The organism is Sulfuricurvum sp. (assembly GCF_019163035.1).
GTDB lineage: Bacteria > Campylobacterota > Campylobacteria > Campylobacterales > Sulfurimonadaceae > Sulfuricurvum.
In genome coordinates this window covers 1-10,222 of the sequence record NZ_JAFLKV010000023.1, presented here as the reverse complement: position 1 = coordinate 10,222, position 10,222 = coordinate 1, and the positions used below count along the sequence as shown (strand labels likewise).

Genomic DNA, 10,222 nt, shown 5'->3' with positions numbered 1-10,222 from the left:
TTCCGAAGTGTAAATACACCGAGCAGACTGAAGAGAGCCAAAAAGAGAACCCGACCACTCCGGATGAAGTGAGTGAAGAGGTATGTGACAAATGTGGCAGTGCAATGGTGGTTAAAAACGGTCGTAACGGGAAATTTTTGGCGTGCAGCGGCTATCCGAAATGTAAAAACACCAAAACGCTTAACCAAGAGACTAAATATTCTGAAGTTCCATGTCCTGAATGTGGCGGAAAGCTGCTATGGCGTCAATCACGTAGAGGAGCTTTTTGGGGATGTGAACACTATCCTAAATGTAAATTTATCTCCAAATTTGAGCCATCCGATAAAAAATGTGAAATCGAAGGGTGTGGCGGTGCATTGGCTCCACGAACCTACCGCAACAAAGAGGTATACGAGTGTGTCAAATGTAAAGACCGCACACCGCGAGAGGAAAGTGGTGAATGAAAATCGGATTATTTTCCGATACGCACTCTAAAAAAGGTCGATCACAGCGTGTAATTGACCACCTCAAAGCGCAAGGTGCTGAGTTTTTAATCCATGCAGGGGATATCGTCAAACCTGAGATCCTCGAACAGCTAAAAAACAGCGGTTTGCGTTATGTAGCCGTCTATGGAAACAATGACGCGGCATTGGTTCAATATCACACCCAGTACAACCTCGTCCAAGAACCCCACTATTTTAAACTGGGCGGTGTCAATTTTAAACTGATGCACCTTCCCTTTTATATGAACGGTGATACCGAAGTGGTTATTTTCGGACATACCCATGTATTTGAATGTGATTTTAAAAACCGTACCCTGTTTCTCAATCCGGGAGAGGCATGTGCCCGCGACAAACCACTCTCAAGCTGCGCTATGCTCGAAATTTCGGATACTGCACTTACTGTGACGCACTATTTCCGTGCGGTTGGAAGCGATGTGTTTGAAGAACGCCATTACTCTTTTGAAAGATTCTAATATGTCCCAAAAAATATTTCTGTGCTCTATTTGTAATATTAATAGTGGTACTTGCAACGAAGATTGCAAATTTTGCTCCCAAAGTGTCAAATATAAAGCCGATATTGAGCGCTACAAGCAAAAACCTATGGAACAGATTTTAGAGGAAGCTCGCCGCCTTGAAGCGCTCGGAGCACTTGGATTTTGTCTCGTAACCGCTCAGAAAGGGTTGGATGACAAAACACTCGATTTTGTGTGTAACGTCGCTTCTACCCTCAAACGTGAAGTACCGCGTCTACGTCTTATTGCGTGTAACGGCACGGCTACATTGGATCAACTGAATGAACTTAAACGCTCCGGTGTAAGTGCCTATAACCATAACCTCGAAACGAGCCGTGAGTTTTACAGCCAAGTGTGTACGACTCACCCGTGGGAAGAGCGGTTTGAGACGTGTGAAAATGTCAACCGCTCAGGGCTCAAACTCGTTAGTGGAGGCATTTTCGGTATGGGGGAGACGCACGAAGATCGTCTCAGTATGCTTCACTCTCTGAATGAGTTAAACCCAATTTCGGTACCGCTGAACTTTTATCACCACAATTCGGCATTGCCTCTGAATCCCAACCCTCTCTCTATCGATGAGTCACTAGAACTTATTACTCTTGCGCGCAAAATTATCAATAAAGCCGATCGTATTATGGTCGCAGGAGGGCGGGAAATTGCCTTTAAAGATCGTCAGCATGAAATTTTTGAGGCGGGAGCGAATAGCATCGTAATCGGAAACTATCTCACCACCGCAGGACGAGAAGCGCATACTGATCTGATGATGCTTCAAGAACTCGGATTTGAAATTGCGATAACACCTGAGGATAAGTAAGCTATAATAACACCATCAAGATGGTTAAAAGGGGTTAATTGATATGTCTCAATCTGTATTATTAACCATCGCCAGAGCCTCTATCGAAGAGGTACTGCAAGGGCAAAATACGATTAATCGTCATGAGCTTCTTGAACAATATCCGATTCTGAGTGAGCCGATGGCAACGCAGATTAGCCTCTATCTCGGTAATAAAATTCGCGGTAATGCAAAAAGTGAAATATCACGACGTTCTCTTTTGGAAGATATTATCTATAATGCCAAAGCGGCCGCGTTTCAAGATGAAGCGTTTGATCCACTCGTTACCTCTGAATATCTTCATGCAACAATACAATTAACTATTTATTCCCCTGATGGGGAATTAAGTCATCAAAGCGAACCGATACTCAAAGATTAATTTATACCGCTTTGATATAGTGAGCTATGGCATATCCATGGTTCAGTCCTAGCGCAATCGATCCACCTGATTCTTGGGTAATATCTCCCGCAACAAAAAGACCTGCGACATTGGTTTGATAGTTTTCATCATGTACCGGTTTGCCCTCTTCTTCACGGATGCCGCTGCTTTGCAAAAATCCGCTTGGGGTTGTCCCTCCGATGGCATAAACGAGTCGATCAAACAACTCGGACGAACCATTACTAAAGAGCACTTTTACTTTTCCGCTTTCACTTTCTAGCTCGGTGATTTCAGTATTTAACATTGCTTTGACGGAACCGGTTGAAACCGCTTTTTCAATATCGGCTTGATTGGTAGGGTTGGCTCGGCGAAACGTTCCGCGACGATAGCAGATAGACACCTCATTCTTATCGCACAATTCCACCGCATATTCTATGGCAGAGTCTCCTCCGCCCACTACCATGATTTTCTCTTCTTGTGTACATCCATCGAGAGTATGATGGATTTGATTTTTGAGCGACGGTGGGATTTTATAATCAGGTTTATTGGGTTTCCCCATCCGTCCGATAGTGACCACGACGTATTTGGCTCGGATAGATCCTCCGGCGATAAAAACCTCGAAACCTTCTGCTGTTTTTACAATTTTTTGCACTTCCGTATGGGTGCGCAGTTCCAGTGATTCATGATCGAGGAGTTGATCAAAAAAATCGAGGGTTGACTCTTTGGTTCCGTCCATAAAATAGATCGTGCCGTCGAGTTCAACTTTTTGTCCTTTCCAGTCCTTGTCAACGCGTTTATTATCTTTATAGAACTTACGAATAGTGGCATTATGATTTTCATCTTTTTCGAGCAAGATAATATCCCGCATACCAACCGCATAGCTCTCTATTGCTGTTGCTATTCCTGCCGGACCCGCTCCTATGATGGCTAATTCGTATAAATGTTCCATATATACTCCCTGTATAATCTTCCCATACTTTATCACAAAGAGCACTAAAATTCAATTTATGTTATACTTTCCAGATGTATTATGTAATTCAACGACATCATGGCGATCCTAAAAAACACTATCTTGCGTACACTGTACCACGATATATTAGTTCGGATAATTCTCAGAATATTATTTTTGAATTTCGTCACAATGACACAGTTAAGCGTAAATGGGCTCCTAAAGATGAGATCGTTTTACTGACTGATAATGAAGCACTTTTTCAATCCACTCTTCAAAAGTTGGAAGGACTAAAGCGTTCACATCTTGAACGTATTGATGTCGCCGAAGCACAACTTAATCAAGAAATTCATGCAATGCTTAGCACGATGCAATCTGAATTTGAAACCATTAAAAAAAGCAACTAAGTCCTTTTTAACAACATTAGGTTCACATTTGTAAGTTATAATTTTTTCATCTAAAATAGTCAAAAGGGGACTTTTACAATGAAAAAATTAGTATTTTCGAGCTTACTCGCAGCAACACTACTTGGTGCAAGCGACTATAATTATGAAGTGTCACCGGTAATAGGGTATCTTTGGAACTCAACATCGAATGAAACCAACCTAAACAATGGTGGAGCGATGGGCGGTGTAGATAACCATATCGTATACGGTGCAGAAGTGCAAATGAATAACGTATCTGATTTGCTCAAGCCTGAGCTTTCAATTCTTTATGGACGTGACAAAGCTACCGGTGAAAATAGTAAAACGGGTGTGTTAACAACGATGTTGAACGGTGTGTATGAAATGCCGACTGATAGCGCGATAACTCCATTTGCAAAAGCCGGTTTGGGATATGAGTGGTATACCAATACCCACCCAAGTGATTATGATGGGCTTCTTGTTGATGCAGGACTTGGACTTAAAGCAGAGATTACGAAACAAATAGCTCTCAAACTCGAAGCTCTTTATATGTACAAAATGAACAACAATGGTGTTGATGGAAGCAATGGTGAAGTTCATAATGTAGCAGCATTGGCTGGTTTGACATTTAGCTTTGATGAAAAAGCTGCTCCAATTGTTGCTGCTGCTGTCGCTGCTCCGATTGTTGCTGCAGTTGCTGCTGAGTCAAAACCCGAACCGAAACCGGTTGTTGTACCTGCTCCTGTAGTGGTGCCTGCGAAAGCTGTTGCTCCAGTTGATAGCGATAAAGACGGTATTTTTGATCCACAGGACAAATGTCCGGCTACTCCGGCAGGGTTTAAAGTGGATGCAGAGGGTTGCCCACTTAAAGCAACGTTGCACCTTAATTTTGCTACAAACTCCAATAAAGTTGACGCAGCAGGAACCGCAAAAGTTGCTGCATTTGCAAGTTTCCTAAAAGATAATTCTGCCTATAGTGCAAGCATTGTCGGTCATACTGATAGCACCGCTTCAGACAAATACAATCAAGCACTCTCAGAAAAACGTGCTGAGATGGTCAAATCTATGCTCGTAAAAGAAGGTGTTGATGCTTCACGCTTGAGTTTTTCAGGTAAAGGTGAATCTCAACCGGTTGCTACCAATAAAACAAAAGTAGGTCGTGCTGAAAACCGTCGTATTGAAGTTGACCTTACTCGCTAAGATAAATAGCTTCTAATCATTCTCGCTTAGGCGGGGATCGATTGTATTGATAACTTTTCTTCCATTTTTCACACTATCACTAAAATATTTTACACTAAAAATTCCTGTATGGAACTAGATCTCTCTCCCTATTGGATGAGTAAAGAGAGTTATTTGGAACGTTCACAACTGCAAAATGCCTTTGTGAGTCGATGGGTTTCAAAAGTAGACCGTTCGCTTTTAGGACATTTATCATTAGCTTCATTTTTGTTGGAACTAGGAAAAGTGGTTATAAGCCGCTAGTTGATTGAGTCTAATTAAAGCGCATTGTTAAGTGAGAATTTGGAGAAGGGGATTGGGGTTAAACAAGCAGAAATCGTAGCATGTGGTTCTAAATCGGAAGATGTGACGGCTGCCCTTTTCTTTCGATGGAATTTTGATCCCGATTTGGTTCATTTGATCCGTTTTGCCAATGAACCCGAAGATGCATCCGATCCCGAAACCCAAGAGATGGCAAAATTACCGATGAAACGCTAAAAACAGCAATAGTACGGTATGCATCAAAACCTATTTGACGAAGCGGTAAAGAAAATTCTCGTTGCAGCTTAAAATATTTTATTTTGAAGGCACAAGGAATAAAATTCCTTATACTACGCTTTCCGCTGTGGCACTACAGTTTGCCTCAATCGAGCCAGATTATTCTTCTCTATAACTCCCCACTTTGCAGCTAATAGGGGCACTTGGCGGGTTGTCTCTCAAATAACATAAATCTTCATGCGCTTGTTTTAGCACTTTGCTCTCTCGTAACAACGGTAGCATTTTTGCGTCTTTTTCACTCTGTGAAAGTGATTGATTATAGAGTAACGCTTTAACTTCGGTATCAACGGAGGCAAGTGCCGCTTCTAAATGGGTTAGTGAAATCATAATAGTCTCTTTTTGAAGCTATTATAACGATGAGGTACTAAAACAAACTCGGCTGAAGTGATTTTAGTTTAAAACTTTTACGATGAATTTCGCAATGACCGTAGAGGCGGATCGCTTCGATGTGGGAAGCACTCCCATACCCTTTGTGCCCTTCAAATCCATACTTCGGATAGAGGGGAGCGAGTTTTACCATCTCACGATCACGAGTCACTTTTGCCAAAATCGAGGCGGCGCTCACTTCCGGAATCGTTGCATCGGCTTTTACCATCGTTCGCAGGTCGCTCACGCCAAATTTAGAATTACCATCATAGAGATAATCCGCTTCCCCCAAGGTGCTCATGATCTCACGCAATCCAGCTGCCAAACAAGCTGATAGTCCGAGGTCATCGATTTGTTCTGCACTAAAGCGTGCGATATGATAATCGGAGTTTTGTATGATGATCTCAAACAGCTCTTCACGCTTTTTTTCGGTCAGCTTTTTAGAGTCGTTTAATCCCTCAATCGGATGACGCAAAATAACCCCTGCAATAGTGAGCGGTCCCGCCAACGGTCCTCGCCCTGCCTCGTCAATTCCGCATAAGACCATTTCAATACACCTAATTCTTTAGTATAATGGCATATTAGCATAGAATCAAAAGGATCATCATGAAAAAAGCATTACTCACATTGTGTGCTGGAAGCGTTATGGCATCAGCATCGACGCTACTCGGATTCGGCATCGAAGCTGATTACTACTCTCCCGAAGCAAAAGGGGATTTTCGCTATACCGATAACAGTGTTACGAGTGCAACTCACTTTAACGGAGATAATGACAGTCAGTACCAAGTAGGACTATATTTGGAACATCCGGTTCCAATGCTTCCGAATCTTCGAGCCGACTTTACCCCTGAGACATCGTTTACAGGCACAGATAGCATTGCCGGAACCAATACGGTTAAATTCTCTCAAATCGATACAACCCTCTATTATGAGCTTTTGGATAATGTCGTTGATTTGGATATCGGATTAACCGGTAAGTATGTGAAAGGGGATGTGAGCGGAACCGTAAATCAAAGATTTAATGTCATTATTCCAATGGTCTATGTGGCTGTCGGAGTGAAAATTCCTGCATTGCCGGTTCGTTTGGACGCGGATCTCAAATATGTCGGTTACAGCGGCAACTCGGTCAGTGATATGCGTATAAAAGCGGCATGGAACGTATTTGCGGGTCTTGAAGCTGTGGCAGGGTATCGCTATGAATCACTAAAGTTAGATGAAAATGATATCTATTCTACCCTCAAAATCCAAGGTCCGTTTATCGGAGTAGGGTATCGCTTCTAAGTATCATCCCCCAAAGCCCATCTCTCAAACGGGATCATCTCAATACGTGAGACCGGATGGGAGAGGGTACTCTCTAAATTCATCGTTACTACGATAACTTCCCTCACGCGATTTGATACGATAAACCCCTCCAGTGTTTCTACTTTTTTGAAGAGGGCGTGTTCGTTCGCAAAGGGGGAAGCGATAATGATTTGCCGCCGCTGCGGAAGATAAAAATCGATCCCCTCATCATAATAACATTCTATGTGGTGCTTATCCAGTTCTGAGAAAATGAGGTTTTCAAAAAGGCGACCGAAGTGTTTTTGGACAACGAGTGCATGTTTGATAGCGATATCACAGAGATAGAGTTTTTTCACGGCACTGGGGTGATTAAATTTGGCTAAGTTTTTGAGGTAGCCCTTCTCAAACATCGATTGGAGATGGAGATAGAGTTTGTCTTTGGAGATTTTACGCTCCGATTTCAGCCGTTCATAGAGATTGAAAGCGGAAACTTTTTGGGTCACCATTTTGGACGCTTGGGCGAGGATGAAAAACTCGACGGGCTCTAACGCCCGCAATAGTGCATTTTGGATATAGAGAACACGATCTTCACTGGCGACACGGTGCATTGCGGGAAATCCCCCCAGTTGAAAAAAATGGTTCAATGCCGTAGAGTCGTATTTACTTTCAAACGCTAAAAACTCTTCATAATCGAGTAACTCAAGCTGTATGCTTTGGTAGGGGACACTGAGGAGAGTATCACTAGAGAGGATAATTTGATCAAGTTCAAAAAGATCAATCGCCTCATCGTAGTTATCCAGAGCGAGGATAGAGATCTTATTCTCATGGCAAAAGGACTTCAATGCTCTGTTTAGCTCACCCCGCTCCAGACGAATATCACGACAGTCGAGATAAAGATAGGTCGATTTTTTATGGGTAAGGAGATAATTTTTGATTAAAGCACTCTTTCCTGATTGGGTTATTCCATAAATCAGGGTACTTTCCTCGCCGATTGCGAACTTCCGTTCTATAAAACCGGGGTTGTGTAAATCGTATCGATAGTACTCATCTAATAAAGTATTCATGAGCATTATCATACCCTAAAAAATAGTACATCCTTATTAAAAGGAAGCAAATTTAACCTATGAAACGATTTTTACCCCTAAAATGCTTGACCCTGAGCTGATATGTCAGTATAATTTCGCCGCCTTATATGGTTCAGACTAGATCTGACGAGTTCTTTTATCTAAGGAAAACATTATGGAAAAAATTCGTTTAAAACTTAGAGCGTACGATCATCGTGTACTTGATCGTTCAGTTGCCTCTATCGTTGAAGCTGTAAAGCGAACGGGTGCGGAAATCCGCGGCCCAATCCCTTTGCCAACCAAGATTCGTAAATATACGGTTCTTAAGTCTCCGCACGTCAATAAAGACTCACGTGAGCAATTTGAGATTCGTATGCACGCACGTTTGATCGACATCGTGTCGGCTACGCCAGATACAGTTGATTCGTTGATGAAGCTTGACTTGGCTCCGGAAGTGGACGTAGAAGTTCGCTCTATGGACAAGTAAGGAGTAGGGTGTGGAATACATTGTAGAAAAGATCGGCATGAGCCGAACAATTGGTGTACCAAGTAAAGCGGTAACTCTTTTAAAAGTAAAAGAAGTGAAAGTTTGCGAAGTAGTAGATGGCACTGCTCTCGTAGCATATAGCCAAGGAAAAGCACGCAATAAGCCTATTGAGGGTCAGCAAAAGAAATATAACCTTTCTGCTGAATTCAACAAATTCGCTACATTGGAAGTTGCTAACACCGAAGCCGGTGATTTGGATATGACACCTTTAGCGGATGCTAAAAAAGTTAAAAGTGCATTCAATACAAAAGGTCGCGGTTTTACCGGCGTTATGAAACGTTGGAATTTTGCCGGCGGACCTGGCGCACACGGTCACCGTTTTCACCGTACTGGTGGATCTATCGGTAACCGCGAATGGCCTGGTAAAGTCCAAAAAGGACGTAAAATGTCAGGTCAATACGGTAACGAATTAGTTACTGTAAAAAATGAAGTAATGTCATACGACGCAGAAAACGGTGTATTGGTTGTAGTGGGCGCTGTCCCAGGTGCAAACGGTGCATTAGGTCGAGTAAAGGTAGTGAAACAATGAGCGCGATTGTACTGAACGAAAAATTCGAAAAAGCCTCTGAATTGGCATTGCCTGAGAGCTTTAGCGGTATCAATACCCACAACCTCTACTTGTACGTTAAATCGTATCAAGCAAGTATCCGTTCGAATACAGCGTCTGTAAAAAGTCGTTCTACTATTAACGGTGGTGGTAAAAAACCATGGGCTCAAAAAGGTAAAGGTGGCGCACGTGCTGGTTCACGTCGTTCACCAATCTTTGTTGGCGGTGCGATTGCACATGGTCCAAACACAGGTCGTAACTACGATCAAAAGATCAATAAAAAGCAAAAGAAACTAGCGCTTAAATGTGCGTTGGATGCTTTGGCAACAGCTGGAAAACTTTTCATCGTTGATTCGATTGAAGTTCCAACTGGTAAAACAAAAGACGCATTGGCGTTGTTCAATGCATTGAATGTTCGTGATGCGTTGTTGGTGAAAAAGATTCTCGATGAGAATACCTATCTTGCATTCCGTAACATTGCTTCTACATACGTTGTAGAAGAGAATGAACTCAACGCCTTTTTGGCTGCGACATACCGTTCGGTGGTTATCGAAAAAGCGGTATGGGAAAATCTGACTAAAGAGAGCTAAGATGGCAGATATTACTGATATCAAATCAATCCTGTATACAGAGAAGACCCTTGGTCTTCAAGAAGAGGGTGTTATCGTTGTTCAAACGTCTCCACGTATGACAAAGAACGCTCTTAAAGAGGTGTTTAGAGAGTATTTCGGAATCGTTCCGGCTCGCGTAAACTCACTAAACCAAAGCGGAAAAGTAAAACGTTTCCGTGGTCTTGCTGGCAAACAAAATGACTTTAAAAAGTTTTATGTGAAATTGCCAGAAGGCGCACAAATCGATAGTTTGGCGGTGTAATATGGCGATCAAAACGTATAAACCAACAACCCCGAGCCGACGTTTTTATACGAACGTTGATAACTCGGACATCACGGCAAAAGCGTCTGTTCGTTCTTTGTTGATCAAACTTCCTGCAGCTGCTGGACGTAACAACAACGGTCGTATCACATCACGTCATAAAGAAGCGGGAGCTAAAAAGCTTTACCGTATTATCGATTTCAAACGTAA

Annotated in this window: 17 protein-coding genes and 1 pseudogene; 14 read left to right on the top strand and 4 right to left on the bottom strand. The window is 42.5% G+C overall.

The genetic code is table 11. From position 1 onward, the window contains the following. From JZU62_RS02155 to JZU62_RS02140, 4 genes are all read left to right on the top strand, one after another. A partial coding sequence (locus JZU62_RS02155; protein WP_295011451.1) for a topoisomerase DNA-binding C4 zinc finger domain-containing protein occupies window positions 1-443 on the top strand: 443 nt, incomplete at its 5' end. Continuing rightward, on the top strand, window positions 440-955 hold the full coding sequence (locus tag JZU62_RS02150) for a YfcE family phosphodiesterase (RefSeq protein WP_295011449.1): 516 nt from the start codon (window positions 440-442) through the stop codon (window positions 953-955). The genes JZU62_RS02155 and JZU62_RS02150, both read left to right, overlap by 4 nt. A 1-nt stretch (window position 956) precedes the next feature. Continuing rightward, window positions 957-1,808, top strand: a complete 852-nt coding sequence (locus JZU62_RS02145; protein WP_295011447.1) for a biotin synthase — start codon at window positions 957-959, stop codon at window positions 1,806-1,808. A 43-nt stretch (window positions 1,809-1,851) separates the two neighbouring features. After that, on the top strand, window positions 1,852-2,205 hold the full coding sequence (locus tag JZU62_RS02140) for an AMMECR1 domain-containing protein (protein ID WP_295011445.1): 354 nt from the start codon (window positions 1,852-1,854) through the stop codon (window positions 2,203-2,205). A gap of 1 nt (window position 2,206) precedes the next feature. Here JZU62_RS02140 and JZU62_RS02135 read toward each other — a convergent pair whose 3' ends face one another. Then, window positions 2,207-3,154 (bottom strand): NAD(P)-binding domain-containing protein, encoded by a 948-nt coding sequence (locus JZU62_RS02135; protein ID WP_295011443.1) that lies wholly within the window; start codon window positions 3,152-3,154, stop codon window positions 2,207-2,209. A gap of 74 nt (window positions 3,155-3,228) precedes the next feature. Between JZU62_RS02135 and JZU62_RS02130 the strand changes: the two genes are divergently transcribed. The 4 genes from JZU62_RS02130 (at window position 3,229) to JZU62_RS02115 (ending at window position 5,274) form a co-directional block, all read left to right on the top strand. Continuing rightward, a complete protein-coding gene (locus JZU62_RS02130; RefSeq protein WP_295011441.1) occupies window positions 3,229-3,561 on the top strand; it encodes a hypothetical protein in 333 nt (110 codons plus the stop codon). A 78-nt stretch (window positions 3,562-3,639) separates the two neighbouring features. Next, window positions 3,640-4,758, top strand: coding sequence for an OmpA family protein (locus tag JZU62_RS02125; RefSeq protein WP_295011439.1), 1,119 nt, complete (start codon window positions 3,640-3,642; stop codon window positions 4,756-4,758). Between the two features lie 108 nt (window positions 4,759-4,866). After that, the gene (locus JZU62_RS02120) at window positions 4,867-5,040 is read left to right on the top strand and encodes a hypothetical protein (protein ID WP_295011438.1); all 174 of its coding nucleotides are present in this window, start codon (window positions 4,867-4,869) and stop codon (window positions 5,038-5,040) included. Between the two features lie 39 nt (window positions 5,041-5,079). After that, a complete protein-coding gene (locus JZU62_RS02115; protein ID WP_295011436.1) occupies window positions 5,080-5,274 on the top strand; it encodes a hypothetical protein in 195 nt (64 codons plus the stop codon). Between the two features lie 159 nt (window positions 5,275-5,433). Here JZU62_RS02115 and JZU62_RS02110 read toward each other — a convergent pair whose 3' ends face one another. Together JZU62_RS02110 and JZU62_RS02105 are read right to left on the bottom strand one after the other, a co-directional pair. Then, the gene (locus tag JZU62_RS02110) at window positions 5,434-5,661 is read right to left on the bottom strand and encodes a hypothetical protein (RefSeq protein ID WP_295011434.1); all 228 of its coding nucleotides are present in this window, start codon (window positions 5,659-5,661) and stop codon (window positions 5,434-5,436) included. Window positions 5,662-5,698: 37 nt separating this feature from the next. Then, the gene (locus JZU62_RS02105; RefSeq protein WP_295011432.1) at window positions 5,699-6,247 is read right to left on the bottom strand and encodes a ribonuclease HII; all 549 of its coding nucleotides are present in this window, start codon (window positions 6,245-6,247) and stop codon (window positions 5,699-5,701) included. A 59-nt stretch (window positions 6,248-6,306) separates the two neighbouring features. Here JZU62_RS02105 and JZU62_RS02100 point away from each other — a divergent pair, with 59 nt between their 5' ends. Continuing rightward, entirely contained in the window at window positions 6,307-6,981 is a 675-nt protein-coding gene (locus JZU62_RS02100) for a TIGR04219 family outer membrane beta-barrel protein (protein ID WP_295011430.1), read from the top strand. Here the strand turns inward: JZU62_RS02100 and JZU62_RS02095 are convergent. Then, complete coding sequence (locus JZU62_RS02095) at window positions 6,978-8,045, bottom strand: ATP-binding protein (protein ID WP_295011428.1); 1,068 nt, start codon at window positions 8,043-8,045, stop codon at window positions 6,978-6,980. The two genes, JZU62_RS02100 and JZU62_RS02095, sit on opposite strands and share 4 nt — an antisense overlap. 175 nt (window positions 8,046-8,220) lie before the next feature. On the opposite strand from JZU62_RS02095, the gene rpsJ reads away from it, so the two are divergent. The 5 genes and pseudogenes from rpsJ to JZU62_RS02070 all read left to right on the top strand — a co-directional run. Then, complete coding sequence (gene rpsJ, locus JZU62_RS02090) at window positions 8,221-8,532, top strand: 30S ribosomal protein S10 (RefSeq protein WP_013459053.1); 312 nt, start codon at window positions 8,221-8,223, stop codon at window positions 8,530-8,532. Between the two features lie 10 nt (window positions 8,533-8,542). Next, window positions 8,543-9,121: a 50S ribosomal protein L3 gene (rplC, locus tag JZU62_RS02085; RefSeq protein ID WP_294895725.1), complete on the top strand. Its 579-nt coding sequence runs from the start codon at window positions 8,543-8,545 to the stop codon at window positions 9,119-9,121. Further along, on the top strand, window positions 9,118-9,729 hold the full coding sequence (gene rplD, locus JZU62_RS02080) for a 50S ribosomal protein L4 (RefSeq protein ID WP_295011426.1): 612 nt from the start codon (window positions 9,118-9,120) through the stop codon (window positions 9,727-9,729). Before rplC ends, rplD begins: the two co-directional genes overlap by 4 nt. Window position 9,730: 1 nt before the next feature. Then, entirely contained in the window at window positions 9,731-10,012 is a 282-nt protein-coding gene (locus JZU62_RS02075; protein WP_015652595.1) for a 50S ribosomal protein L23, read from the top strand. A 1-nt stretch (window position 10,013) separates the two neighbouring features. Beyond that, window positions 10,014-10,222, top strand: a pseudogene (locus JZU62_RS02070) (50S ribosomal protein L2); the annotation flags it as partial.